Below are 23,827 nucleotides of genomic sequence, written 5' to 3'. Positions count from 1 at the left end.
GTCATGCCCGCGAAGGGTAAGCACCGCCGCCCCAAGTCCCAGCGCCTCAGCCGCTCGATAGCCGCAGCCGGAACCGGCGGCGCCGCGCTCGCCCTTCCGCTCATGGGGGCCACCGGCGCCCATGCCGCCCCTTCGACTTCCGCTCCGGAAAAGGCCGTTCAGTCGGTTCCGGTCGCCGAGAAAACGGTGACGGAGAAGGCGGCGACCGCGAAGACCGAAGGCGTGAAGACGTATTCGGTGAAGGCGGGCGACTGGCTCGCGAAGATCGCCGAGGACCAGGACGTCACCGGCGGCTGGAAGAAGATCTACCAGGACAACCGCGAGGCCATCGGCGCCGACCCGTCGCTGATCCACCCGGGCCTCAAGCTCTCCCTCGGCAAGAAGGCCACGACGAGCACGACCAAGTCGTCCGGATCGTCGGCCGGTTCGTCCTCGTCGTCGTCCTCCTCCTCGTCGTCGAAGAAGTCGACCGCCACCCAGAGCGCCGACACCACCAGCACCTCCAGCGGATACACCCTCCCCGTGACCGGCGGCACCATCGGCACCGGCTACCACGTCGCGGGCAGCATGTGGTCCAGCGGCTATCACACGGGCGTCGACTTCGTCGTCCCGACCGGCACCACCGTCAAGGCGGTCGCCGCGGGCACGGTCGTCTCGGCGGCCTACGACGGCGCCTACGGCAACGAGGTCGTCATCCGGCACGCGGACGGCGAGTACTCGCAGTACGCCCACATGTCGCAGCTGTCCGTCTCGGCCGGCCAGACCGTCACCGAGGGCCAGCAGATCGGCCTCTCCGGCGCGACCGGCAACGTCACCGGCCCGCACCTGCACTTCGAGATCCGGACCACTCCGTACTACGGCTCGGACGTGGACCCGGTCGCCTACCTCCGCTCGCACGGCGTCACCGTCGGCTGACGTCGGGGCCCGGCGCAGGGCAGTTCCCGGGGTCAACGCCCCTGGCCAGGGGCTTATTCCGACTTTGGACAACCCTTTACAAGTGGCTTATCTCACCGCTCGTCAACCCCAAAATACGATCGCGTAGGTCACAGTCCAAGGTGAATTATGGTTGCTGTGGCTAACGATTCGAAGAGTGACAACAGATCAGTGATCGGGTCGTACGTGGCGGTGGGGGACAGCTTCACCGAGGGCGTCGGCGACCCCGGGCCCGACGGGGCGATGGTCGGCTGGGCCGACCGGTTCGCGGTACTGCTCGCGGACCGGCGGCCCGAGGGCGACTTCGAGTACACCAACCTCGCCGTGCGCGGGAAACTGCTCGACCAGATCGTGGCCGACCAGCTCACCCGGGCCAAGGAGATCGGCCCGGACCTGGTCTCCTTCTGCGCGGGCGGCAACGACATCATCCGGCCCGGCACCGACCCCGACGAGGTCGCCGAGCGCTTCGAACGCGCGGTCGCCGACCTCACCTCCGCCGTCGGCACCGTCCTGGTGACGACCGGCTTCGACACCCGCGGTGTGCCGGTGCTCAAGCATCTGCGCGGCAAGATCGCCACCTACAACGGACATGTGCGGGCCATCGCCGACCGCTACGGCTGCCCGGTGCTCGACCTGTGGTCCCTCAAGACGGTCCAGGACCGGCGGGCCTGGGACGGCGACCGGCTCCACCTCTCTCCCGAGGGCCACACGCGCGTGGCGCTCCGCGCCGGTCAGGTCCTCGGTGTCGAGGTCCCGGCCGACCCCGACCAGCCCTGGCCGCCGCTTCCGCCGCGCGGCACGCTCGACATTCGCCGCGACGACGTGCACTGGGCGCGCGAGTACCTGGTGCCGTGGATCGGCCGCCGACTGCGCGGCGAGTCCTCCGGCGACCATGTGGAGGCCAAGGGCGCGCTGTCGCCCGACGACATCAAGATGCGGATCGACTGGGTGGCTTGACGGGGCGTAGGGCTCGCGGGGCGCCGGCGCGTTCGAGCGCGTGTGGCCGCACGTGTCGTGAGACCGAGCGCGGCGACGACGACCGCGGTGCGTCCGCACGCGTGTGGCCGCACGTGACGGCGCGCGTTCCTTCGGCCGGGGTGGTGCGTCCGCGCGTGGCCGCGGCCGACACGCAGGGCGCCCAGGTGCCGTGGATCGGTGCGTCCGCGCGCGCGTGGCCGCACCGATCCACGGGCCGCCGTCCACGGAGGGGCGGGTCAGGGCGTCGTCAACGCCGCCCGTTCCAGGCCGAGTTCCTGCGCGAGTGCCTCGTCGACCCACTCCAGGGCCCGCGTCCGCGACACCGCGCCCCCGTAAGCCGTCATCTGTACGGCCAGGCCGTCCAGGAGGGCCGTCAGGCGCAGGGCCGCCGCGTTCGGGTCCGCGCAGTGGAACTCGCCCGCGATCACTCCCTCGGCGACGACCTCCGCGAGCGCCCGCTTCCACTGCCGGTCGAGATCGCGCGTCACCTCCAGCAGCGCGGGTTCGCGCAGCGCCGCCGCCCAGCCCTCGATCCACAGCCGCCAGCCCTTGGCCTGCCCGGTCGGCGCGTACCAGCGCACCGCCGCCCGCAGCCGGCGCAGCGCGGTCGTACGGCGGCCGAGAAGCTTGCGCAGATGTGCGAGATCGTCCTCGGCGGCGAACGTGAACGCGGCGGCGACCAGCTTCTCCTTGGTCGAGAAGTGATAGAGCACCAGCGCGTTGCTCACCCCGAGCGCCGAGGCCACGTCGGCGATCCTGACCGCCGCCACACCCCGCGCCTCGATCTGCTCCACGGCGGCCCGCAGCAACTCCGCACGCCGCTCCGCCACACTCAACCGCACTCTCGCCACGCGGCCACCCTATTCCGTGGCCCGCGAACGCGTTGCCCCGTGCCTCACCGGTACCAGCCGAACCGCTCGGCGATGACCGGCAGCCGGTCGGCGACGATGGCGTGCGCGGCGGCGCGCGGTGTCGTCCCGTCGGCCTCCGCGCGGGCCAGCATCAGCTCGATCAGGGCGCGCATCGAACGCCGGGTGTGCGCGAACGCCTCGTCCGCGTCCGCGCCGATGTCGCCGAACAGGGTCCACCACCACCAGGCGTTCGTCCCCGAGTTCACGACCACGTCCGGCAGTACGACGACCCCGCGCGCGGAGAGCAGCTCCTCCGCCTCCGGCAGCACCGGCATGTTGGCCGCCTCGACGATCCAGCGCGCGGTGACAGCTGCTTGGTTCGTGGTGTCGACGGCGTACGACACCGCCGCCGGAACCAGCACCTCCGCCTCGACGGACAGCCAGTCCCCGTCCGGGAGTTCGCGGTCGCCGGGGCGCAGCACGGACCGGTCCACGGTGCCGTACGCGTCCCGCGCCGCGAGCAGCGCGTCCACGTCGAGCCCGGCCGGGTTCACGATCGTCCCCTTGACGTCGGCGACGGCCACCACAGTCAGCCCCGCGCGCGTGAGGAACCGTGCCGTGGCCCCACCCATGGTCCCCAGACCCTGCACGGCGACCCGCGTCCCCGCGTACGGCACGCCCGCCCGGTCCAGCGCCGCGAGCACCGACTCGGCGACCCCGCAGCCGCCGACCAGCTCGTCGAGACCGATCCCGTCCACCTCGACCGCGAACGCGTCCGCGAGCCGCCGCCGCGCCGCGGCCTCGTCGTCGAGCAGCGGATACACGGCCTGGATCGACGACACGAGCCCGGCCTCCGCGGCGGCCCGGTCCACCAGGTCCTGGCTGAGCCCGAGGTCCTCACCCGTCGTCCAGAAACTCTCGACGTACGGCCGCATGGCCCGCAGATAGCGCACGAGGAGGCCGTACGACACCGGGTCCTGGGGATCGCAGTCGATGCCGCCCTTCGCGCCGCCCAGCGGGATGTACCGGCCCGCCGGGTCGTAGTGCAGCGCCTCCTTCATGGTCATGCCGCGGGCGAGTCCGGCCACCTCGTCGAGGGTGCAGCCCGGCCGCATCCGCAGCCCGCCGCTGGACACCCCGCGCACCAGCCGGTCGACGACCAGGAAGCCCCGGCGGCCGGTGACGTGGTCGGTCCAGGTGAGCGACATCAAGGGGGCGGTCATACGGACTCCTCGGGTACTGAACGGCGAGTCAGTATCGGAAGTGGGGCCGTGCCCTGTCAACGGAAGATCGAATTCAGCGACGCGGTGTCAACCCCGGGCGCGGAACTTTGGTCTTTCCTTGGAATGACGGCCCCGCGAAGCCGATGCACCGGCGTTGTCACAGGGGTCGACCATAATGGAAAGCCTGACCGACTCCACCTGGAGGCACCGTGACCGGAATCCGTACCCTGAGCTCCGGGCTCCGCGCGCTGCAGCCCGCGGCCTTCGGCGCGGACCCGAGCGGCGAGCGCCTGGCGCGCATCCGCAGATCGCCCCACTTCAAGGACGGGGTCTTCCAGAACCCCGGGGGCAACACGAACGTCCGCCCGTCCGGCGGCACGATGCGCGAGATGGGCAAGGCCTACCTGGACAAGGAGGCGCGCGTCCGCCGTGCCCCCGACGGCACGCTGCCGGTGCACGCCACCACCCTCGCCGACCTGGCCGGGCCCGCAGCCACCGGGCTGCGCCTGACCTGGATGGGCCACTCCAGCGTGCTCGCGGAGATCGACGGCCACCGGGTCCTCTTCGACCCGGTCTGGGGCGAACGCTGCTCCCCGTTCCCGTTCGCCGGCCCCAAGCGGCTGCACCCGGTGCCCCTGCCACTGGCCGCCCTCGGTCCCGTCGACGTCGTGGTCATCTCGCACGACCACTACGACCACCTGGACATGCCCTCGATCAAGGCACTGGCCGACACGGACACCCTGTTCGCCGTGCCGCTCGGTGTCGGCGCCCACCTGGAGCACTGGGGTGTCTCCCCGGACCGGCTGCGCGAGCTGGACTGGAACGAGGAGACCAAGGTCGGCGGCCTCACCCTCACCGCGACACCGGCCCGCCACTTCTGCGGCCGGGGCCTGCGCAACACCCAGCACACCCTCTGGGCCTCCTGGGTCGTCGCCGGTGACGAGCACCGGATCTACCACAGCGGCGACACCGGTTACTTCGAGGGCTTCAAGGACATCGGCGCGGCGCACGGCCCGTTCGACGCCACGATGATCCAGATCGGCGCCTACAGCGAGTTCTGGCCCGACATCCACATGACACCCGAGGAGGGCATGCGCGCCCACCTCGACCTCCAGGGCGGGCAGGCGCACGGGGTGCTGCTGCCCATCCACTGGGCCACGTTCAATCTGGCGCTGCACGCGTGGGCCGAGCCCGGCGAGTGGACCGCGGACGCGGCGGAAGCGGCGGGCCAGGCGGTGGCGACACCGAGGCCGGGCGAGCCGTTCGAACCGGGTGCCGAACTGACGACGGACCGTTGGTGGGGGCCCTTCGGGGGCACGCTCGCGCGTCCCTGGCGGGGGGCCGAGCCGGTGGGGTCGGGAGCGGGGTCCGAGCCGGAGTCGAAGGCGGCGGAGCCCCAGGCGGAACTCGACCTGGCGAGCGAACGCTGACACGGGCGACAGTCCCTTCGACGGCGTCGGCGGTCGGGTGCGCCGCGTCGTCGAGGGGGATGTCTCACTGCAGGGCGCGGAGCCGCCGTACCCCCGCGTAGGTCCCCGTCGTGAACGCGAGCACCAGCAGGGAGAGTCCCAGGAAGACCACCGGGTTCACCCAGCCCGGCACCAGTTCGGTGCCCACGCCGCCCGACGTGACGCACTGCGAACTGACCGGCAGCGTCATCCGTGTCACGACGTGGTCGCCCGCCGCACCCATCGCCGCACACATCTGGCCCGGGTCCAGGATGTAGAACCCCGACATGGCGCCCCACGTGTACGCGCCGAGCGCCGCCGAGCCGGCCAGCACCGCCACCAGCGCGCAGGTCCCGACGCTCGGCAGCCGCCGCCACCCGCTGACCGGCAGCCGATGGCAGGCCCGCCAGGCGAGTCCCGCGGCCGCGGCCACGCACACGAACGGTGTCACGAACGGCGAGAGAACCAGGATCAGAAACAGAAGAGACGCCACTACTGCCCGGACAACGCCCGGACAGGATCGGTTCCGCATGCTCAGCGGACGCCCTCCGGCGGACACTGCCTGTGATGTGCCGGGGCCGCGGCGGACGATGGGACGGATCGCCTGAAATCGCTCGGCCGGCCCGGCCGCCGGGCCCGGAGCGGTCGGACGGCGGAGCCGGGCGGCACCGAACTCCCCGGCCCCCGGCGCCCGTTCGTGACCGGTTCCGATCAGGGGCGATCGGTTCTTTGTCCTTCTTCGGCATGCGGCCGTCGGAGTTATCGGTCTGTCGTGCGAAGCCTCATACCAGAGCGGGACGCTCTCCGGGGGACTTTGTCAACTGCCCACCGCACCTGATGCGTTGACGACTACTGTGAGTGTCCGCCGGGCGACGCGGGGCCGATTTTTTCGGCTCTCCCGACCGGCACCGCGATGGCGTATGCCCGAATCGCGCACCCCGCGCGAGCAAACAGGTCCGACGCACCAGTACGAGGACGCCGATGTCTCAACTCCGTGCACCGGCCGCACGCGCAGACCGCCGTGAGGGCGGCCGGCACGGGCGACCGGCCGCCCGACCCGTGCCAGCGCTGCCCGAGACGCACATACGGTCCCAGCTCCTGCGCCTCGCCGTGCTCCCGCCCGTCGCGGTCGCGCTGAGCGCCAGCGCGGCCGTCCTGTTCACCGTCCGCTCCACCGGAGCACGGACCAGCCTCACCCTCTGGGGCGTCCTCGCCGGAGCCACCGCGGTGACCTGCGCGGGCATCCTGATCGCCGCCGTGGCCGCGGGCCGCGCGGCCGGTTCCGTCAGCGACCGCGTCGGCGCCCTGCGCCGCGACAGCGCGCGCGGCGAGGCCGATCTGCGCGACCTGGTCGAGGCGCTGCGCCGCGGCGAGGGCCCGCCCCAGCGCAAGCCGCGCGGCCGGCCGCCGGGGGACGCCGACGACTTCGACCTGCTCGCCGCCGACCTGGCACGCGCCCACGACGGCGCCGTCACCGCCGTCGTGTCCGCCTCCCAGCTCTCCAGCCAGGCCGGCAGCGAACAGAAGGTCGAGGTCTTCGTCAACCTCGCCCGGCGCCTGCAGTCCCTCGTGCACCGGGAGATCTCCATCCTCGACGAGCTGGAGAACGAGATCGAGGACCCCGACCTGCTCAAGGGCCTCTTCCACGTCGACCACCTCGCCACCCGCATCCGCCGCCACGCCGAGAACCTCGCCGTCCTCGGCGGCGCCGTCTCCCGCAGACAGTGGAGCAACCCGGTCTCCATGACCGAGGTGCTGCGCTCCGCCATCGCCGAGGTCGAGCAGTACTCCCGCGTCAAACTCGTGCCGCCCATCGACGGCACCCTGCGCGGCCACGCCGTCGCCGACGTGATCCACCTGCTGGCCGAACTCGTCGAGAACGCCACGGTGTTCTCCGCTCCGCACACCCAGGTCCTGCTCCGCGCCAACCTCGTGACCTCGGGGCTCGCCGTCGAGGTCGAGGACCGCGGACTCGGCATGCCCGTCGGCGAACAGAGCCGGATGAACGCCCTGCTCACCGACCCCGACCAGGTCAACGTCGCCAGCCTGCTGGCCGACGGCCGCATCGGCCTGTTCGTGGTCTCCCAACTCGCCCGCCGCCACGGCATCCACGTCCGTCTCCAGAACAACATCTACGGCGGCGTACAGGCCGTACTCGTCGTGCCACAGGCCTTGTTGGGTACGGCGCCGGGTGATTCCGGAGCCGTAGGCCGGCCGGAGGACACGATGGGCGGGGGGCGTCCACTTCTGCTTCCGCAGCAGTCCCCGCAGGGCGGATCGCAAGGCGGGACGCAGGGTGGGACGGGCGGGGCCCAGGGAGGTGCCGAAGGCGGTCGGCGGACCGCCGGCCGGAGGGGTGCGCCCGGGGCGACGCCCGCCGCGCCCGGACGGCATCAACGACGGGACTCCGCACCGCCCGTCGCGCCGGTGCCGAACGGCGGCGGACCGGTACCACTGCCCGTGCGCGGCGCCCACGCGGAACGCGCCAACCCGGCGGAGGCCGTACCCGGCATCCGGCCCGACGACCGGCACACCGTGGCGGCGAACGCGGCCACGCCGCCCGTCCCGCGGGGCGGCGCGGTACGCGGCACCATGGGCAAGCCGCCCCAACTGCCCCGGCGCCGCGCCCAGGAACACATCGCACCCCAACTCCGCGACGGCCCCGCACCCCGCCAGGACTCCGAACACCCCGTCGGCCACGACCCGGACCTGATGGCGGCCTTCCAACGCGGGATCGGCCTCGCGGAGGCACAACAGCACATGGAAGCGACGGAGTTGGTGGAGGAGGCGACCGACATGGCGTCATCTCACGTGGACGTTCCGCACGTGGAGGTCCCTCACGTGGACGTCGGGCACGTGGAGGTCCCGCACATGGACGTCCGGCGCGTGGAGGTGCCGCATGCGGAGCTGCCTCACGTGGATGTCCCACACATGGACACGGCACACATGGAGTCGGCCCACACGGAGGCAAGCCACACGGAGTTCCCGCACACGAACGGGGCGCATGCGAACGGCGTGCACACAGGCGGGGTGTATATGAGCCGGCCTCACACGGGCTCCGACCACATGGGCTCCGACCACTCGGGCCCCGACCACACGGGTTTCGACACAAGCGCGGGCACCGGCACCAGCACCAGTGCGGGCACCAACGCAGGCACCGGCACCGGCGCGGACAGCTTCTTCCTCGCCCCCCACATGGACGCCGCCCCCATAACCGAAGCCCACGCGCATACGCCCGGTCACGACCTCACCGCCCGGCACGACGGGAGCGCATCAGCCGGATGACCACGCACGCCCCCACCTCCACCCCCACCCGCGCTCCCGCAGACCTTCGTACCCCAAGGAGTCGATCCACCATGGCGAGCGACGCGCCGACCGGCCATGTATCCGATCTCGACTGGCTGATGAGCGGCCTCGTGCAGCGCGTACCGCACACCACCAGCGCGGTACTGCTCTCCTGCGACGGCCTCGTGAAGTCGGTCCACGGGCTCGACCCCGACAGCGCCGACCACATGGCGGCCCTGGCCTCCGGCCTGTACTCCCTCGGCCGGAGCGCGGGCGTCCGCTTCGGTGACGGCGGGGACGTCCGGCAGGTCGTCGTCGAGCTCGACTCGACGCTGCTGTTCGTGACCACCGCGGGCTCCGGCACCTGTCTCGCCGTGCTGGCCGGCCGCGAGGCCGACGCCGCCGTGCTGGGCTACGAGATGGCGATGCTGGTCAAGAGCGTCCGCCCCTACCTCGTGACCGCGCCCCGCCAGCACGCCGTCGAATCCCCTGCGATGAGGCCTTGAGCGTGGCGACGGCCGGCGACGGGCCTTGGTTGGACGACGCGGCCGGACGTCTTGTGCGCCCCTTCACGGTCAGCAACGGCCGTACCCGGCCGTCCATCGCGCTCGATCTCCTGTCGCAGGTGATGGCCACCGGTTCCACCCCCCTCGGCTATCTCGGCCCCGAGCACGCGCAGGCGCTCGACCTGTGCCGCGCGCCCGTCTCGGTCGCCGAGGTCGCCGCCCACCTGAAGCTGCCGGCGGTGGTCACCAAGGTGCTGCTGTCGGACCTGGTCGACTGCGGAGCGCTGACCACCAAGCCGCCCGAGTTCCACCACAACCCCACTGACCGGTCTCTTCTGGAGGCAGTGCTCGATGGACTACGACGACAGCTCTGACTACGTGAGCGGCCACGATCCCTTCCCCACCGCACTGAAGATCCTGGTGGCGGGCGGCTTCGGCGTCGGCAAGACGACCTTCGTCGGCGCGGTGAGCGAGATCGCGCCGCTCAGCACGGAGGAGTTGCTCACCACGGTCAGTGCCGCGACCGACGATCTCGAAGGCATCGAGAACAAGGTCGAGACGACCGTGGCGATGGACTTCGGCCGGATCACCCTCGACCCGGAACATGTGCTCTATCTGTTCGGCACGCCCGGACAGGAGCGGTTCTGGTTCATGTGGGACGAACTGTCCGAGGGCGCGCTCGGCGCGGTCATCCTCGCCGACACCCGCCGCCTGGAGGAGTGCTTCGCCGCCGTCGACTTCTTCGAGCAGCGCGGCCTCGGATTCATCGTCGCGATCAACGAGTTCGACGGCTCCTACCGCTACGACCCCGAGGAGGTGCGGGCCGCCATAGATCTCGACCCCGGGGTCCCGGTCGTGCGCTGCGACGCGCGGATCTCCAGTTCCGGGGTGCAGACCTTGCTCACCCTCGTACGCCATCTCATCGAACACGCCCCGGCGCACGCGCCGAGCCATGGGGCCCACATGTGATCCCCGCACACCCTTCACGGAGTTCCTCTATGACATACGTCCACAGGGACGGAGTACGCCCATGAGCTACGACCCGCCGCGTCCGGCCGGTCGTCTGCTGCTCACGCCCGAGGACAAGGAGGCACCCGGGCGGGTGCGACGGCTGCGGGGGCTGGGTCTGGGGAAGCACCCGGACCCGGCGCTCGACGCCTTCGCGGACCATCTCGCCGAGCTGACCGGGGCGCCGTACGCCATGGTCAACTTCATTGACGAGGACCGGCAGTTCTTCGCCGGTCTGCACACTCCGGGCGGTGCGGGGCTGCCCCGGGCCGCCAAGGGAGGGGAGCACGCCAAGCCCGAGGTGGGGCGGCAGCTGGCGCGTGAATACGGGTTCTGCCCCCATGTGGTGGTGCGACGCAAGGCGCTGGTTCTTGAGGATGTCTGCGACTATCCGCGGTTCGCGGGGAACCCGGTCGTCGACGAGTTCGGCATCCGTTCCTATCTGGGGGCGCCGCTCATCGACTCCACGGGGATGGTGCTCGGCACCGTGTGCGTCGTCGACACGGAGCCGCGGCCGTGGGGGAGGCCGGGGCTGGAGACGATCAAGTCGACCGCGGCGGAGCTGGTGGCCCGGCTGGAGGGGCTCGGTGGCTCATAGCCGACCGGTCGTATAGTTGCCGTATGGGTAGGACCAGTGATGCCGGAGAGAAGATCCTCGCCGCCGGGCGCGCGCTCTTCGAGGCGCGCGGCTACTCGGCGCTCGGAGTGGCCGAGATCTGCCGGGCGGCCGGGGTGCCGAAGGGCAGCTTCTACTACTTCTACGAGTCGAAGGAGGCCCTCGCGCTGGCCGTCGTCGACGAGCACTGGGCGGAGCAGCGGCGGGAGTGGACCCGTGTCCTCGGTGGGGACGCCGAACCGCTGGAGCGGCTGCGGCAGTTGTTCGAGGAGACGGAGGCGGGCCTGCGCGCCGGACAGCAGGGCTGCGGGACCGTACTGGGCTGTCTGTTCGGCAATCTCAGCCTGGAGATGAGCAACCAGACCGAGGCCGTCCGCACCCGGCTCCAGGAGATCTTCGACGCCCAGGTCGAGATGGTCGACGCGGTCGTCACCGAGGCCCGCGACCGCGGCGACGTCACCGTGACCGACACCGGGGAGGCGGCACGGTCCGTCGTCGCACAGTTGGAGGGCCAGGTGATGTTCGCCAAGCTCTACAACAACACCGGGCGACTGACCCCCCTCTGGTCCAACTGCCGCGCCCTGCTGGGGGCGAGCGCCGCTTGAACGGCGGCCCGGTGTCGGTGCGTGCGGTGCGTCGATCCTGACGGGTGGCTGAGCCCACTGTGGGTCAACTGCCGTGCCCTGCTGGGGTCCACCCCGCCCGATCAGCGGCCCGCGTCGGTGGGCGCGGGCCGTCGTTCCTGCTCCGGCACGGACTGTCGTACCGCCACCGCGTGGTGCGGGAAGCCGGCGCGCAGGACGGCGGCGGCGACGGCCGCGGCGAGGACCACCAGGGCGGCCAGGAGCAGGGCCGGGCGGTAGCCGTGGCGCAGCAGCGGGGCGACGGCGAGCGGGCCGAGGATCTGGCCGACGGAGTAGCCGGCGGTCAGCAGCGCCACCGAGCGCGGGAAGCGCAGTTGGGCTCCGGTGGCCAGGGCGAGGGTGCTGACGCCGATGAAGGTCGCGCCGAACAGCAGCGCCGAGACCAGGGCCGCCGCCACCCCGCCGACCAGCGCGGGCAGCGCGATGCCGACCGCCTGGATCACCAGCGCGACCAGCAGCAGCCCGGGCCGTGACCAGCGGCGGCCGAGCCGGGCCCAGAGCGCGGAGGACGGTACGGCGGCCAGCCCGACGAGCACCCACGCGCCGCCGCCGATCCAGCCGGGGGAGCCCTGTGCGATCGCGGCGACCAGGAAGGTCCCGGCGACGATGTAGCCGACACCCTCCAGGCTGTAGCTGACGAACAGGGCGACGAAACGGCGGTCGGCCGTCGCCGTAGCGGCCTCCGGCATGTGCGCGGACGCCATGTCGTCCGGCGACGCGGCAGACACAGTCGCCGCCGCCACCTCCGGCCGTAGGTTCCACGAGGCCGCCGCCAGGACGACGGCGAGCGCGGACGCTGCCCACCACGCGGTCCGCCAGTCCGCGGTCGGGCGCAGGGCGAGGACCAGGAGGCCGGAGAGCGCGATACCGGCGCCGACACCGCCGAAGCCCCAGCCGGACAGGTGCGGCGGGTGGTCCCGGAGGTGGCCGAGGAGCGAGTTGACCGCGACGACGAAGATCAGCGCGCTCGCCGCGCCCGCCAGCAGTCGCAGCGTGAGCCACAGCTCCGTGCTGTGCGTGGCCGGCATCGCAGCCAGCGTGCCGATCAGCAGGACGAGTGCGCCGCGCAGGGTCGCGCGCGAGCGGACCAGGGCGGGGGAGAGGGTGCCCGCGAGCGCGCCGACGAGGTAGCCGACGTAGTTGGCGGTGGCCAGGTGGGCGCCGGCGTCGGTGGACAGGCCCGCCTGGGCGTGCATCAGCGGGAGGATCGGGGTGTACACGAAGCGGCCGACCCCCATGCCCGCCGCGAGCGCCGCGGCGACCCGGACGACATGCGCCCAGGGCGACAGGAGAGGGCCGTCCGCCCGGGCCGCGGGGCCCGGAGCGCCGGGGCTCATGACGGCCAAATCCCTTGCAGACAGGGCGAGTTACTCCGCATGGCCGGGGTCGTTCGGGTGCGGTTCCAGCGGAGTGACGGCGAACGTCATCCACGGGGCGAGGGGCAGCGTGCCGAGCACCTTCTCGTGCAGCTGGTCCTCGTCGTCCGCGAGCCAGACGCCGATGCTGCGCCGCTCGCCGACCGGGCGCCACAGCCGTCCCAGGTGGCCGGTCACGGCCAGTTCGCGGGAGCGGACGGCCTCGGCGGCGCGACGCCGGTCGACCTCGTCCTTCGGGGTGCCCTCGGGGACGGTGGTGGTGATCTCGACCAGGAACTCTCGCATGACCTCGCTCCGTTCGGGCCCGCCCGGCCAGGCGACAGGGTGCCGGGTCTCCATGCCCTCATCGTGGCCCGGGTCCGGCGCGGGCGCCACGACGGGCTCGCTCCCTGCTGAGAGTTCCGGCCTCCCAGTCCGCGTAGCATGACGGGCGTGGAGCTGCGCCAACTGAGGTACTTCGTCGCCGTCGCCGAGGAGTTGAACTTCGGCCGGGCCGCCGATCGCCTCCTGATCGCGGGCCCCTCCCTCTCCCAGCAGATCAAGGCCCTCGAACGCGATCTGGGCGTACGGCTCTTCGACCGCGACCGCCGCTCGGTCTCCCTCACCCCCGCCGGTGCCGCCCTGCTCCCGCACACCCGCGCCCTGCTGGAGCGCGCCGACGACCTCCGGCGCCGGGCCGGCCGGCTGGCGGGCTCGGAGGCGGTCCGGCTCGGGTACGTCAACTGGCTCCCCGCGGACCTGACCGCGCGCACCGCGGGTGTGGCCCAGGTGCATGTGGACGCCTGGATCGCGCCCTCGCACACGCAGGCCGCCCGGGTCGCGGACGGCAGTCTGGACCTCGCGGTGTGCTGGGTGCGGGACGAGGACCTGAAGCGGCACGGACTGCGGGCCCGTCTGCTCGGTGCCGACCGGCTGTACGCGGTGGCCACGGGCACCGACACCGGTGACGTACGCGCCCGGGACACCTCCGTCCTCCTCGACGACGACACCCAGTCCTGGTCGTCCTGGAACGTCTACGCCGAGCAGCTGGCCCACGACACCGGGGCGCACGCGGTGCCGATCTCCGACGGCGGGATCACAGGACCCGCCTTCTTCGACCACGTCCGCCGCAGCCGCCGCCCGGTCGTCAACTCGCCCAAGGGACAGACCACTCCGCTGCCGCCCGACCTCGTGCGCCGCGAGGTCGTCGGACCGTCGGTCCACTGGACCTGGTCGCTGGTGTGGCGCGAGGGCGAGACGCGGGCCGCGGTGCTCGCCGCCGTGGACGCGCTGTGCGAGGGCGTCGGCGACCTCGGGCTGCGCGCCCCGGACGCCTGGCTGCCCGAGGGCGACCCGCACCGCTGACGTGGCCTGGGAGGCCAGGCCTCCCAGCAGCGAGGATTCCGGTCCTGGGGAAAGCCCATCTGACCTTTGCTTTCATCTCTCCGGGTCGCCTACGTTCATTCATAGGCGACCGGTCGGCTAGTAAAAACGACCAACCGGGAGCACCGCACTCACCACTTCGGAGAAGGTCGTCATGAGCACTCGGAACCAGAAGGTCGCGATCGTCACCGGCGCCTCGCAGGGCATCGGAGCGGGCGTCGTCGACGCCTACCGCAAGCTCGGCTACTCGGTCGTCGCCACCTCGCGCACCATCGCCCCCGCCGACGACGCGGACATCCTGACCGTCCGGGGCGACATCGCCGACCCGGCCACCGCCGAGCGGGTCGTGGCCGCCGCGATCGAGCGGTTCGGCCGGATCGACACCGTGGTCAACAACGCGGGCGTCTTCGTCGCCAAGCCCTTCACGGACTACACGGCCGACGACTACGCGAGCGTGCTCGGCATCAACCTGGCCGGGTTCTTCCGGCTCACCCAGCTGGCCGTCCCGCACCTGCTCACCCAGGGCGGCGGCCACATCGTCAGCGTCACCACCAGCCTCGTCGACAACGCGGACGCCCGCGTCCCCTCCGTCCTGGCCTCGCTGACCAAGGGCGGAATCCAGTCCGCCACCAAGTCCCTCGCCATCGAGTACGCCACCCGTGGCATCCGCGTCAACGCCGTGTCGCCGGGCACCATCAAGACCCCGATGCACGCGGAGGAGACCCACGACTTCCTCTCCGCCCTGCACCCGGTCGGCCGGATGGGTGAAGTGAGCGACATCGTCGACGCCGTGGTCTTCTTGGAGAACGCTCCCTTCGTCACCGGCGAGATCCTCCATGTCGACGGCGGCATGAGCGCCGGTCACTGAGAAAGGTCGACGGAGATGAACAGCGGCGACGACGACGAACTCGTCCTGCGCGGTGTCCTCGACCCCTGGAAAGCGGCCGTGGACGCCCATGACCCGGAGGCGGTGGCCCGGCTCTTCACCGAGGACGCGATCTTCCAGGGGCTGCACCCCTTCAGCGTCGGACGGGCGGGCGTCGCCGAGTACTACGCCTCCCAGCCGCTCGGTATGAAGGCGGCCTACGACGTCCTGGAGACCCGGCGCTACGCCGACGACCTCGTACTCGGCTACCTGGACGCGGAGTTCACGTTCACCGACCGGCCGCCGGTCGACGTCAAGCTCGCCGTGCTGGTGCGGCGGCTGGGGGAGGGCTGGTACATCGCCCACTACCAGGTCTCGCGGCCGGCCGGGTGACAGGTGTGAAGGAAAGCTGCGACACCGCTTAAGAAAACCTCGATGGACCCGGGCGCTCCGGTAGGGCAGATTGCTAGCACAATCCACCCCCCACCCCGGAACGGGCTCGTCCGGCATGCCCGGACCGAGCCCGGCCCCGGGCCTCACGCACAGGAGCCGTAGCGTTGAAGGCGCTGGTCAAGGAGAAGGCGGAGCCCGGGCTGTGGCTCGTGGACGTCCCGGAGCCCGCCGTCGGACCCGGCGACGTACTGATCAAGGTGCTGCGCACCGGGATCTGCGGCACCGACCTGCACATCCGGGCCTGGGACGGCTGGGCGCAACAGGCGATCCGCACACCGCTCGTGCTCGGGCACGAGTTCGTCGGCGAGGTGGTCGGCACCGGCCGGGACGTCGCCGACATCGCCGTGGGTGAACTGGTCAGCGGCGAGGGCCACTTGGTGTGCGGCAAGTGCCGCAACTGCCTGGCCGGGCGCCGCCACCTGTGCCGCGCCACGGTCGGGCTCGGCGTCGGCCGGGACGGCGCCTTCGCGGAGTACGTGGCGCTGCCCGCCGCCAACGTATGGGTGCACCGCGTCCCCGTCGACCTCGATGTCGCCGCGATCTTCGACCCGTTCGGCAACGCCGTGCACACCGCGCTGTCCTTCCCGCTCGTCGGCGAGGACGTACTGATCACCGGGGCGGGGCCAATCGGCTTGATGGCGGCGGCAGTTGCCCGGCACGCCGGCGCGCGGAACATCATGGTGACCGACGTCAGCGAGGAACGCCTCGCCCTGGCCCGCAAGATCGGCGTGACCCTCGCCCTGAACGTGACGGACGCTCAGATCGCGGACGGGCAGAAGGAGTTGGGCCTGCGCGAGGGCTTCGACATCGGCCTGGAGATGTCCGGCCGCCCCGAGGCCATGCGCGACATGATCGCCAACATGACCCACGGCGGCCGTATCGCCATGCTGGGACTGCCCTCCCAGGAGTTCCCCGTCGACTGGTCCCGCATCGTCACCTCGATGCTCACCATCAAGGGCATCTACGGCCGTGAGATGTTCGAGACCTGGTACGCCATGTCGGTGCTGCTGGAAGGCGGCCTGGATCTCGCGCCCGTGATCACCGGCCGCTACGGACACCGCGACTTCGAGGCGGCGTTCGCGGACGCGGCGAGCGGACGCGGCGGCAAGGTCATCCTCGACTGGACTCTGTAGCAAGGGAATTGATGATGTTCGACTCCGTGCGCGACGACCTCCGCACCACCCTCGACGAGATCCGCGCCGCCGGACTCCACAAGCCCGAGCGGGTGATCGGCTCCCCGCAGTCCGCGACGGTGAACGTCACCTCGGGCGGCCGCCCCGGCGAGGTCCTCAACTTCTGCGCCAACAACTACCTCGGCCTCGCCGACCACCCCGAGGTCGTCGCCGCCGCCCACGCGGCCCTCGACCGCTGGGGCTACGGCATGGCGTCCGTGCGCTTCATCTGCGGAACTCAGGAGGTGCACAAGGAACTTGAGGCCCGTCTCTCCGCGTTCCTCGGCCAGGAGGACACGATCCTCTACTCCTCCTGCTTCGACGCCAACGGCGGTGTCTTCGAAACCCTGTTGGGCCCCGAGGACGCGGTCATCTCCGACGCCCTCAACCACGCGTCGATCATCGACGGCATCCGCCTCTCCAAGGCCCGCCGCCACCGGTACGCGAACCGCGACATGGCCGACCTGGAACAGCAGTTGAAGGAAGCGGCGGGCGCCCGGCGCAAGCTGATCGTCACCGACGGCGTCTTCTCCATGGACGGTTATGTCGCCCCCCTCCGTGAGATCTGCGACCTCGCCGACCGCTACGACGCGATGGTCATGGTCGACGACTCCCACGCCGTCGGCTTCGTAGGCCCCGGCGGCCGGGGCACCCCCGAACTGCACGGCGTCATGGACCGCGTCGACATCATCACGGGCACCCTCGGCAAGGCGCTCGGCGGCGCCTCCGGCGGTTACGTCGCCGCCCGCGCCGAGATCGTCGCACTGCTCCGCCAGCGCTCACGGCCGTATCTCTTCTCGAACACCCTCGCCCCGGTGATCGCCGCGGCCTCCCTCAAGGTGCTCGACCTGCTGGAGTCGGCGGACGACCTGAGGGTCCAACTCGCCGAGAACACCGCCCTGTTCAGGCGCCGGATGACCGAGGAGGGCTTCGGCATCCTCCCCGGCGACCACGCCATCGCCCCCGTGATGATCGGCGACGCGGCGGTGGCCGGCCGGATGGCGGAACTCCTGCTGGAACGGGGCGTGTACGTGATCGGCTTCTCGTACCCGGTCGTCCCGCAGGGCAAGGCACGTATCCGGGTCCAGCTGTCCGCCGCGCACTCGACGGACGACGTGAACCGCGCGGTGGACGCGTTCGTGGCGGCGCGGGCGGAACTGGAGGGCTGATTCGTTCGTCCCGGGCCCGGGTTCGTCCGGAGGCTCGGACATATTGCGATAATCGGTCCCATGATCGAAGCGCGGCGGCTCCATATCCTCCGTGCGGTGGCCGACCACCGCACCGTGACGGCGGCGGCCGCCGCGCTGTACCTCACCCCCTCGGCGGTCTCCCAGCAGCTCGCCGCCCTGGAGCAGGAGACCGGCCACCGCCTGGTCGAGCGCGGCGCCAAGGGCGTACGGCTGACCCCGGCCGGCGAGATCCTGCTCGGCCACACCAACGTCGTCCTGGCCCAGCTGGAGCGCGCCGAGGCGGAACTCGCCGCCTACAGCTCGGGCGAGGCCGGCACGGTGACGGTGGCCGCGTTCGCGACGGGTATCGCACAGGTCGTGGCACCGGCAGTGACCCGGCTCTCTTCGCTGGCGCCCGGCATCCGGATCCGCGTCCAGGACGCCGAGGGCGACGCCAGTCTGCCGATGGTCCTTGACCGGCAGGTGGATGTCGCGGTCGCCGTCGAGTACCGGGGCGCCCCGCCCGCCGACGACCCGCGACTGATCCATGTCCCGCTCTACGCCGAGCCGTTCGACGCGGTCGTCCCGCTCGCCCACCGCCTGGCCGGCGCCGACGAGGTTCCCCTCGCCGAACTGGCCAAGGACCCGTGGATCGGCCCCTACCCCGGCAACCCCTGCCATGAGGTCGTCGTCCTGGCCTGCGAGAACGCCGGATTCCAGCCCCGCCTGGAACACTCCTCGGACGACTTCCGAGCCGTGGTCGCCCTCGCCTCGGCGGACGTGGGCGTCGCCCTCGTCCCCCGCTCGGCCCTGCGCGGCATGGACCTGACGGGAGTCGTCGTCCGGCCCGTCGACGGGGTGGCGCCGACCCGCCGGGTCTTCGCGGCCGTACGACGCGGCACGGAGGAGCACCCGCTGATCCGCCCGGTCCTGGACGCGCTGGCGGAAGTGGCACGGACGTAACCTCGGCGTTTCATATCCGGGATACCGTCCCGAATATGAAGCACGAAGACGAGGTTCCGGACCCCGTGGACGTCCGCCTCGGCTCCCGCCTGGCCGAACTTCGAGCCCAACACGGCTGGTCCCTCGGGGAGTTGGCGGAACGCAGCGGGGTGAGCCGGTCGACCCTGTCCCGCGCGGAACGAGCCGAGACGAGCCCCACCGCCTCCCTCCTCAACCGCCTCTGCGGCGTCTACGGCCGGACCATGTCCCAACTCCTCAGCGAAGTGGAGGCCGAACCCACCCCGCTGCTGCGCACCGCCGACCAGCCCGTGTGGGAGGACCGCACCTCCGGCTTCGTACGACGCTCCGTGTCGCCCCCGCACACGGGCCTGCGCGGCGAACTCGTCGAGGGACGACTGACACCGGGCGCCGACATCGCCTACGACCGCCCGCCCGTCCCCGGCCTCGAACAGCACATCTGGGTCCTGGAGGGCACCCTCGACGTGACGGCCGGGCACACCGACCACCATCTCGACACCGGCGACTGTCTACGGCTGCGGGTGTGGGGCCCGACCCGGTTCCGCTGCCCTGGTCCGGACGGGGTCCGCTACGTACTGGCGGTGGTGCTGCCGTGAGGACGAGGACGGAGCGACTGGACGCGCCCCAACTGCTCGCCGTACTCGACGAGTTGGCGGACCTGCTGACCCACACCGTGCACGACGGGGCGTCGGTCGGATTCCTCGCGCCGCTCGACCGGGCGGAGGCCGTCGCCTGGTGGCGGGAGCGCGCCGACGCGGTGAGCGCCGGGCGGCTCGCCGTGTGGGCGGCGTGGGACGGCGAACGGGTCGTCGGCACCGTGAGCCTGGCCTTCGCCGACAAACCCAACAGCCGCCACCGCGCCGAGCTGGTCAAACTGATGGTGCACCGGGACGCCCGCGGACAGGGCCTCGGGCGCGGGCTCCTGACCGTCGCGGAGGACGCGGCGGTGGCGGCCGGCATCACCCTCCTCCACCTGGACACCGAGACGGACAGCACCGCCGAACGCCTCTACGACTCGGCCGGCTGGACCCGGGCCGGCACGATCCCCGACTACGCGGCGAGCCCGGCGGGGGTGCTGCGGCCGACGAGGCTCTACTACAAGCGGGTGGGGGCGGGGGTACACACTCCCACCAGGTGATTGTCAGTGCCGGCCGCTATCTTGCGTGTCATGCCGGATGCCGAAGACGTACGCCGTATCGCCCTCTCCCTCCCGGACACGACGGAGAAGATCGCCTGGAGCATGCCCACGTTCCGGGTCGCCGGGAAGATGTTCGTCACGCTGCCCGAGGAGGAGACCTCCATCGCCGTGCGCTGCCCCAAGGAGGAGCGCGACGAACTCGTCCTGGCCGAGCCCGAGAAGTTCTGGGTCGCCGATCACGAGGCGGGCTTCGCCTGGGTCCGGGCCCGGCTCGCCGCGCTGGACAGCGAGGAGGAACTGCGCGACATCCTCGCCGACTCCTGGCGCCAGGCGGCCCCGCCCCGACTCCTGGAGTCCTACCCGGAGTTGGGCCTGCCGGCCGACGGCTGAGCCGCCGGAGGCGGCCGGCCGGTCTCAGCGCCGCGGGTCGGCGTGCCCGCGCCCGACGAAACTCCCGATCCGTTCGCGCAGTGTCCGGGCGTCGAGGCCGTGGGCGGACAGGTGTTCCGGGAGGGTGCCGTAGCGGCGCAGTTCGGGGCGGGCCACGCCCAGGCCCAGTACCCGGTGGGGCACGTCGGCGAGGGCGTCGTTCGCGGCGGCCGTCGAGGTGCCCGCGAGGTACGGCTCGACGAGAACGACGTCCGTCCCGGCTGTCCGCGTGGCACGGCGCAGCGCGGTCGCGTCGAAGGGCCGTACGGTCGTGGCGTACAGGACGGTGACGTCGAGGCCCTCCGTCGCGTCGAGCACGGCGTCGAGCATCGGCCCGACCGCGACGACCACACCGGAGCGGCCCTCGCGGACGGGGAGGAAACGCTCGCCGTCGACCGGGAGAGCGTCGGCGTTCGCCTGGACGGACAGCCGTACGTACACCTTGTCGTCGCCCGCGGCGACCGCGTGCCGCAGCAGGGTCTCGGCCTCGTCCGGGTGGCCCGGCACGTGCACGGTCCAGCCGTCGAGCGTGTCGAGGAGGGCCACATCGCCCGGAGCCATGTGCGTCAGCCCGCCGGCGGGCCAGTCGAACGAGGCCGCCGCGCTCACCAGCACCGCGCCGACGCCCTGGTGCCCGAGGTCCAGCTTGACCTGCTCGAAGGGTCGCTCGACGAGGAAACTGGCGAAGGTGTGCAGGACGGGGCGCATCCCGGTCAGCGCGAGTCCCGCGCCCGCCCCGACGAGGAGCTGCTCGCGGATGCCGACGTTGATCACCCGGTCCGGGTGGCGGAGTTGTGCCTCTTCGAGACTGACCGCGCCGATCTCGGCGAGGACGACCGCGACGCGTGGATCCTCGTCGAGAAGCCGGGAGACGACCGGGGCGAAACGGTCACGCATGGTGTCCATGGAGAGACAGCCCTTCTTGAGCCACTGGTGAGCGGATTGGTGAACGGACGGACGATCAGGCGGACTTGGGCTCCACCCGGGCCACGACCACATGAGGCCGGCCCGGATGCGGCGCGGTGAAAGCGGCGTACAGCGCTTCGTGATCGCGGCCGTCGACCGTCATGGTCGACCAGCCCGCGGCCTCGAAGCGGGCGGCGATGCCCCCGGGCCGGGCATGAGTGGCCGAGGAGTTGTCGACGACGACGGTGTGCAGCCGGTCCAGTCCGGCGGGCCCGGCGAAGGCGATGGCCTCGTGATTGCTGCCCTCGTCCAGCTCGGCGTCCCCGACCAGCACCCAGACCCGCGGCTCGGCGAGCCCCTGTGCGCGCAGCCCCAGTGCCGTCCCGACGCCGATCGGCAGCCCGTGCCCCAGCGACCCGCTGCCGATCTCGGCACCCGGCACCAGCACCCGGTCCGGGTGGTGCCCGAGCGGAGAGTCGTACGAGCCGAAGTCCGGGAGCCATTCCACCGGGACGAATCCCTTGGCGGCCAGTACGGCGTAGTACGCCATCGGCCCGTGCCCCTTGGAGAGCAGGAACCGGTCCCGTCCCGGGTCGCCCATGCGTTCCGGGCCGACCCGCAGCACCCGGTCGTAGAGCACCCACAGCACGTCCAGCGTCGAGGTCGCCGCCGGACCGTGCTTCTCGTCGCCGGTCATCAGGCTCATGAGCCGGGGCAGGTCGCCGTGTGTGTACGGGCGGCTGAGTTCCGTGGTGATGGTCATGCGGACGATCGTGCAACCTCAACCAAACTTCAGGTCAAGCGCCACGGGACGAGTCGCCCGGAAGCCGGCCCCCGATAAAGGCGTGCGCGATCACCGACGGGAGTGCGGTATTGTTTCCATGCGCGTTCGACCAGGGGAAACCCCAGGTCAGACGGGCAACGGGACGTGGCGCAGCTTGGTAGCGCACTTGACTGGGGGTCAAGGGGTCGCAGGTTCAAATCCTGTCGTCCCGACTCGGCAGAGTCGCAGGTGAGGGGCGGTTTCGGAGGAATCCGAAACCGCCCCTCGATCATTTCTGGGGACCAGATGGGGACTAGCGTTCCTTGACCGGTGTCAGCGGGTGAGGACAGCCGTCGCGGGAAGGGAACGCGGGGCGCGCAGCACGCTGAGGTGCGCGGAGAGTGCCGTACCGGCGGCTGTGACCTTGTGGACGTCTGGGTGCAGGTAGCGCTGAGTGGTCGTCAGCGAACCGTGGCCGGCGATCTTGCGCAGGACGTGGAGGGGGACTCCGGCGTCTGCGAACCAGGTCAGTCCGGTGTGGCGGAGATCGTGGCGGCGCAGGTGCTCGTAGCCGAGCTGGGTGACGACCTCGTCCCAGTGGGTCGCGTCGCGCAGGACTGCGGTGGAGATGCGTCCTCCGCGTGGGCCGGTGAACAGTCGCGCATCGGGGTCGGGGCCGGCGGAGAGGATGCGCTGGGCCACGAGCGGGCGGATCTCCTCGATGATGGGAACCTTCCGGGCGCGCTTGCCCTTGGTGCCCTTGTCGGTGAGTCCCGCCGGGTGCGGGTGTGGTCTGACGCCGTACTGTCCAGATCCACTGGCTGGTGTCGATGTCTGCGACGCGGCACCCGGAGACTTCTCCGATCCGGGCGGCGGTGCTCGCGGCGAAGAGGACGACGTCGCCCCAGCCGCGGTACTGGTTGTAGGAGGCGGCCACGAGTGCGTCGGCCGACTGGACGAGCGTGTCCCAGTCGGGCAGGGCGAGGGCCCGTGGGTCGCGGAGTTCGTCCTCGGCCTGCTTGTAGAGCTTCTGCCAGCCGCTGACTCGGGCGGGGTTGACCTTGATGATGCCGTCGCGGACGGCCTGCTCCATGACGCGGACCAGGACGGCGATGGTGTTCTTGACTGTGGAGCGGCTGTGGTCGTCGACGATCCAGTTCTGCACGCTGCGGTCGACGACGCCGTTGGTGATCATCCGTACGGCGAGGTGGCCCAGGGCGGGGACCACGCGGACCCGCAATCCCGCGAGATACGGGTCGAGGGTTTTCAACTCCAGCCCGCGCAGGGTGAGATCCATGTTCGCGTCGCCGTATTCGGCGAGTTTCATGGTGGCGAGCGACGGGGACAGCCCGGCCTGCGCGGCCTCGATGATGTCCTTGAGCCACTCTTGCGCTTCGTCCTCGTCGGCTTTTCCCTCCGACAGGGACATGCGCCGTTTCGTAGCGGGATCGAACCAGCGGACGCGTGCTCGGTAGGGGCGGGGGCGATCGGGCCGGTATTCGATGTCGGTGGAGAGCTTGACGCCGACCGGAACAATGGCCTTCTCGGCCATCAGGCTTCCCTGCTCGGGACGGTTCGGCGGCTGCGCAGCCATTCCTCGACGTCGAGCGCGCTGTACATGACCACGCGCTCGGAAACGGAGACGAACGGCGGGCCATGCGGCGGCCGAGCGGTGCGCCAGCGACGTAGAGTCGAGGCGTCCACGTGCAGGCGGGTGGCTA

General features: G+C 71.5%; 27 protein-coding genes and 1 tRNA gene. 19 read left to right on the top strand and 9 right to left on the bottom strand.

Annotation, left to right across the window (positions count from 1 at the left end; translation table 11 throughout):
* Positions 1 to 3: 3 nt before the first annotated feature.
* Together ACIBJH_RS31385 and ACIBJH_RS31380 are read left to right on the top strand one after the other, a co-directional pair.
* Positions 4 to 915, top strand: coding sequence for a peptidoglycan DD-metalloendopeptidase family protein (locus ACIBJH_RS31385; protein WP_399120261.1), 912 nt, complete (start codon positions 4 to 6; stop codon positions 913 to 915).
* A gap of 189 nt (positions 916 to 1,104) precedes the next feature.
* Positions 1,105 to 1,890, top strand: a complete 786-nt coding sequence (locus ACIBJH_RS31380; RefSeq protein WP_019069676.1) for an SGNH/GDSL hydrolase family protein — start codon at positions 1,105 to 1,107, stop codon at positions 1,888 to 1,890.
* Between the two features lie 257 nt (positions 1,891 to 2,147).
* Here ACIBJH_RS31380 and ACIBJH_RS31375 read toward each other — a convergent pair whose 3' ends face one another.
* Together ACIBJH_RS31375 and ACIBJH_RS31370 are read right to left on the bottom strand one after the other, a co-directional pair.
* On the bottom strand, positions 2,148 to 2,762 hold the full coding sequence (locus ACIBJH_RS31375) for a TetR/AcrR family transcriptional regulator (protein WP_399120259.1): 615 nt from the start codon (positions 2,760 to 2,762) through the stop codon (positions 2,148 to 2,150).
* 44 nt (positions 2,763 to 2,806) lie between these two features.
* Positions 2,807 to 3,985 carry a Glu/Leu/Phe/Val dehydrogenase dimerization domain-containing protein gene (locus ACIBJH_RS31370; RefSeq protein ID WP_399120258.1) on the bottom strand — a complete coding sequence of 393 codons (1,179 nt, stop codon included), beginning with the start codon at positions 3,983 to 3,985 and terminating at the stop codon, positions 2,807 to 2,809.
* A 209-nt stretch (positions 3,986 to 4,194) separates the two neighbouring features.
* Between ACIBJH_RS31370 and ACIBJH_RS31365 the strand changes: the two genes are divergently transcribed.
* Positions 4,195 to 5,415, top strand: coding sequence for an MBL fold metallo-hydrolase (locus ACIBJH_RS31365; RefSeq protein WP_399120257.1), 1,221 nt, complete (start codon positions 4,195 to 4,197; stop codon positions 5,413 to 5,415).
* Positions 5,416 to 5,479: 64 nt separating this feature from the next.
* Here the strand turns inward: ACIBJH_RS31365 and ACIBJH_RS31360 are convergent, their stop codons facing one another.
* Positions 5,480 to 5,866: a hypothetical protein gene (locus ACIBJH_RS31360; RefSeq protein WP_399120256.1), complete on the bottom strand. Its 387-nt coding sequence runs from the start codon at positions 5,864 to 5,866 to the stop codon at positions 5,480 to 5,482.
* Between the two features lie 548 nt (positions 5,867 to 6,414).
* On the opposite strand from ACIBJH_RS31360, the gene ACIBJH_RS31355 reads away from it, so the two are divergent.
* The 6 genes from ACIBJH_RS31355 (at position 6,415) to ACIBJH_RS31330 (ending at position 11,453) form a co-directional block, all read left to right on the top strand.
* Entirely contained in the window at positions 6,415 to 8,718 is a 2,304-nt protein-coding gene (locus ACIBJH_RS31355; protein ID WP_399120255.1) for an ATP-binding protein, read from the top strand.
* A gap of 71 nt (positions 8,719 to 8,789) precedes the next feature.
* A complete protein-coding gene (locus tag ACIBJH_RS31350; RefSeq protein WP_019069670.1) occupies positions 8,790 to 9,224 on the top strand; it encodes a roadblock/LC7 domain-containing protein in 435 nt (144 codons plus the stop codon).
* Between the two features lie 2 nt (positions 9,225 to 9,226).
* A complete protein-coding gene (locus ACIBJH_RS31345; protein ID WP_200708959.1) occupies positions 9,227 to 9,598 on the top strand; it encodes a DUF742 domain-containing protein in 372 nt (123 codons plus the stop codon).
* Positions 9,576 to 10,193: a GTP-binding protein gene (locus tag ACIBJH_RS31340; protein ID WP_399120254.1), complete on the top strand. Its 618-nt coding sequence runs from the start codon at positions 9,576 to 9,578 to the stop codon at positions 10,191 to 10,193. Before ACIBJH_RS31345 ends, ACIBJH_RS31340 begins: the two co-directional genes overlap by 23 nt.
* A gap of 61 nt (positions 10,194 to 10,254) precedes the next feature.
* Positions 10,255 to 10,830, top strand: a complete 576-nt coding sequence (locus tag ACIBJH_RS31335; RefSeq protein WP_399120253.1) for a GAF domain-containing protein — start codon at positions 10,255 to 10,257, stop codon at positions 10,828 to 10,830.
* A gap of 23 nt (positions 10,831 to 10,853) precedes the next feature.
* Positions 10,854 to 11,453 carry a TetR/AcrR family transcriptional regulator gene (locus tag ACIBJH_RS31330; protein ID WP_399120251.1) on the top strand — a complete coding sequence of 200 codons (600 nt, stop codon included), beginning with the start codon at positions 10,854 to 10,856 and terminating at the stop codon, positions 11,451 to 11,453.
* 101 nt (positions 11,454 to 11,554) lie between these two features.
* On the opposite strand, the gene ACIBJH_RS31325 is transcribed toward ACIBJH_RS31330, so the two are convergent.
* Positions 11,555 to 12,829: a YbfB/YjiJ family MFS transporter gene (locus tag ACIBJH_RS31325; RefSeq protein WP_399120250.1), complete on the bottom strand. Its 1,275-nt coding sequence runs from the start codon at positions 12,827 to 12,829 to the stop codon at positions 11,555 to 11,557.
* A 30-nt stretch (positions 12,830 to 12,859) separates the two neighbouring features.
* Positions 12,860 to 13,153 (bottom strand): muconolactone Delta-isomerase family protein, encoded by a 294-nt coding sequence (locus ACIBJH_RS31320; protein WP_399120471.1) that lies wholly within the window; start codon positions 13,151 to 13,153, stop codon positions 12,860 to 12,862.
* 138 nt (positions 13,154 to 13,291) lie between these two features.
* Between ACIBJH_RS31320 and ACIBJH_RS31315 the strand changes: the two genes are divergently transcribed.
* From ACIBJH_RS31315 to ACIBJH_RS31275, 9 genes are all read left to right on the top strand, one after another.
* Complete coding sequence (locus ACIBJH_RS31315; protein WP_399120248.1) at positions 13,292 to 14,212, top strand: LysR family transcriptional regulator; 921 nt, start codon at positions 13,292 to 13,294, stop codon at positions 14,210 to 14,212.
* Between the two features lie 172 nt (positions 14,213 to 14,384).
* The gene (locus tag ACIBJH_RS31310; RefSeq protein WP_399120247.1) at positions 14,385 to 15,098 is read left to right on the top strand and encodes an SDR family NAD(P)-dependent oxidoreductase; all 714 of its coding nucleotides are present in this window, start codon (positions 14,385 to 14,387) and stop codon (positions 15,096 to 15,098) included.
* Between the two features lie 15 nt (positions 15,099 to 15,113).
* Complete coding sequence (locus tag ACIBJH_RS31305) at positions 15,114 to 15,488, top strand: YybH family protein (protein ID WP_399120246.1); 375 nt, start codon at positions 15,114 to 15,116, stop codon at positions 15,486 to 15,488.
* Between the two features lie 164 nt (positions 15,489 to 15,652).
* Positions 15,653 to 16,681, top strand: a complete 1,029-nt coding sequence (gene tdh, locus ACIBJH_RS31300; protein WP_399120244.1) for an L-threonine 3-dehydrogenase — start codon at positions 15,653 to 15,655, stop codon at positions 16,679 to 16,681.
* Positions 16,682 to 16,695: 14 nt separating this feature from the next.
* A complete protein-coding gene (locus ACIBJH_RS31295; protein ID WP_399120470.1) occupies positions 16,696 to 17,889 on the top strand; it encodes a glycine C-acetyltransferase in 1,194 nt (397 codons plus the stop codon).
* A gap of 60 nt (positions 17,890 to 17,949) precedes the next feature.
* On the top strand, positions 17,950 to 18,852 hold the full coding sequence (locus ACIBJH_RS31290; protein WP_399120243.1) for a LysR family transcriptional regulator: 903 nt from the start codon (positions 17,950 to 17,952) through the stop codon (positions 18,850 to 18,852).
* 35 nt (positions 18,853 to 18,887) lie between these two features.
* Entirely contained in the window at positions 18,888 to 19,466 is a 579-nt protein-coding gene (locus ACIBJH_RS31285; RefSeq protein WP_399120242.1) for a helix-turn-helix domain-containing protein, read from the top strand.
* Positions 19,463 to 20,008, top strand: a complete 546-nt coding sequence (locus tag ACIBJH_RS31280; RefSeq protein WP_399120241.1) for a GNAT family N-acetyltransferase — start codon at positions 19,463 to 19,465, stop codon at positions 20,006 to 20,008. The genes ACIBJH_RS31285 and ACIBJH_RS31280 overlap by 4 nt, the downstream gene beginning before the upstream one ends.
* A gap of 30 nt (positions 20,009 to 20,038) precedes the next feature.
* Complete coding sequence (locus ACIBJH_RS31275) at positions 20,039 to 20,398, top strand: MmcQ/YjbR family DNA-binding protein (RefSeq protein ID WP_399120240.1); 360 nt, start codon at positions 20,039 to 20,041, stop codon at positions 20,396 to 20,398.
* 24 nt (positions 20,399 to 20,422) lie between these two features.
* Here ACIBJH_RS31275 and ACIBJH_RS31270 read toward each other — a convergent pair whose 3' ends face one another.
* Entirely contained in the window at positions 20,423 to 21,343 is a 921-nt protein-coding gene (locus ACIBJH_RS31270) for a transketolase family protein (RefSeq protein ID WP_399120239.1), read from the bottom strand.
* 55 nt (positions 21,344 to 21,398) lie between these two features.
* Positions 21,399 to 22,106 carry a transketolase gene (locus ACIBJH_RS31265; protein ID WP_399120238.1) on the bottom strand — a complete coding sequence of 236 codons (708 nt, stop codon included), beginning with the start codon at positions 22,104 to 22,106 and terminating at the stop codon, positions 21,399 to 21,401.
* A gap of 159 nt (positions 22,107 to 22,265) precedes the next feature.
* Here ACIBJH_RS31265 and ACIBJH_RS31260 point away from each other — a divergent pair.
* Positions 22,266 to 22,339, top strand: a tRNA-Pro gene (locus tag ACIBJH_RS31260).
* A gap of 100 nt (positions 22,340 to 22,439) precedes the next feature.
* Here ACIBJH_RS31260 and ACIBJH_RS31255 read toward each other — a convergent pair.
* Both ACIBJH_RS31255 and ACIBJH_RS31250 read right to left on the bottom strand, forming a co-directional pair.
* Positions 22,440 to 22,808 carry a tyrosine-type recombinase/integrase gene (locus ACIBJH_RS31255; RefSeq protein ID WP_399120236.1) on the bottom strand — a complete coding sequence of 123 codons (369 nt, stop codon included), beginning with the start codon at positions 22,806 to 22,808 and terminating at the stop codon, positions 22,440 to 22,442.
* An 849-nt stretch (positions 22,809 to 23,657) separates the two neighbouring features.
* A complete protein-coding gene (locus tag ACIBJH_RS31250; protein WP_399120234.1) occupies positions 23,658 to 23,810 on the bottom strand; it encodes a hypothetical protein in 153 nt (50 codons plus the stop codon).
* Between the last annotated feature and the right edge of the window lie 17 nt (positions 23,811 to 23,827).

Source organism: Streptomyces sp. NPDC050548 (assembly GCF_044457385.1).
Taxonomy (GTDB): Bacteria; Actinomycetota; Actinomycetes; order Streptomycetales; family Streptomycetaceae; genus Streptomyces.
Note: the sequence above shows the minus strand (reverse complement) of the source record. Positions and strands in the feature narration are given on the sequence as shown.

What these genes read in the sequence shown, in the direction of transcription:
- ACIBJH_RS31385 (WP_399120261.1), top strand. Translation starts at nt 4, where the DNA reads ATGCCCGCGAAGGGTAAGCACCGCCGCCCCAAGTCCCAGCGCCTCAGC.
- ACIBJH_RS31370 (WP_399120258.1), bottom strand. Translation starts at nt 3,985, where the DNA reads ATGACCGCCCCCTTGATGTCGCTCACCTGGACCGACCACGTCACCGGC.
- ACIBJH_RS31355 (WP_399120255.1), top strand. Translation starts at nt 6,415, where the DNA reads ATGTCTCAACTCCGTGCACCGGCCGCACGCGCAGACCGCCGTGAGGGC.
- ACIBJH_RS31350 (WP_019069670.1), top strand. Translation starts at nt 8,790, where the DNA reads ATGGCGAGCGACGCGCCGACCGGCCATGTATCCGATCTCGACTGGCTG.
- ACIBJH_RS31340 (WP_399120254.1), top strand. Translation starts at nt 9,576, where the DNA reads ATGGACTACGACGACAGCTCTGACTACGTGAGCGGCCACGATCCCTTC.
- ACIBJH_RS31335 (WP_399120253.1), top strand. Translation starts at nt 10,255, where the DNA reads ATGAGCTACGACCCGCCGCGTCCGGCCGGTCGTCTGCTGCTCACGCCC.
- ACIBJH_RS31330 (WP_399120251.1), top strand. Translation starts at nt 10,854, where the DNA reads ATGGGTAGGACCAGTGATGCCGGAGAGAAGATCCTCGCCGCCGGGCGC.
- ACIBJH_RS31325 (WP_399120250.1), bottom strand. Translation starts at nt 12,829, where the DNA reads ATGAGCCCCGGCGCTCCGGGCCCCGCGGCCCGGGCGGACGGCCCTCTC.
- ACIBJH_RS31320 (WP_399120471.1), bottom strand. Translation starts at nt 13,153, where the DNA reads ATGCGAGAGTTCCTGGTCGAGATCACCACCACCGTCCCCGAGGGCACC.
- ACIBJH_RS31315 (WP_399120248.1), top strand. Translation starts at nt 13,292, where the DNA reads ATGACGGGCGTGGAGCTGCGCCAACTGAGGTACTTCGTCGCCGTCGCC.
- ACIBJH_RS31310 (WP_399120247.1), top strand. Translation starts at nt 14,385, where the DNA reads ATGAGCACTCGGAACCAGAAGGTCGCGATCGTCACCGGCGCCTCGCAG.
- ACIBJH_RS31305 (WP_399120246.1), top strand. Translation starts at nt 15,114, where the DNA reads ATGAACAGCGGCGACGACGACGAACTCGTCCTGCGCGGTGTCCTCGAC.
- ACIBJH_RS31295 (WP_399120470.1), top strand. Translation starts at nt 16,696, where the DNA reads ATGTTCGACTCCGTGCGCGACGACCTCCGCACCACCCTCGACGAGATC.
- ACIBJH_RS31290 (WP_399120243.1), top strand. Translation starts at nt 17,950, where the DNA reads ATGATCGAAGCGCGGCGGCTCCATATCCTCCGTGCGGTGGCCGACCAC.
- ACIBJH_RS31285 (WP_399120242.1), top strand. Translation starts at nt 18,888, where the DNA reads ATGAAGCACGAAGACGAGGTTCCGGACCCCGTGGACGTCCGCCTCGGC.
- ACIBJH_RS31275 (WP_399120240.1), top strand. Translation starts at nt 20,039, where the DNA reads ATGCCGGATGCCGAAGACGTACGCCGTATCGCCCTCTCCCTCCCGGAC.
- ACIBJH_RS31270 (WP_399120239.1), bottom strand. Translation starts at nt 21,343, where the DNA reads ATGGACACCATGCGTGACCGTTTCGCCCCGGTCGTCTCCCGGCTTCTC.
- ACIBJH_RS31265 (WP_399120238.1), bottom strand. Translation starts at nt 22,106, where the DNA reads ATGACCATCACCACGGAACTCAGCCGCCCGTACACACACGGCGACCTG.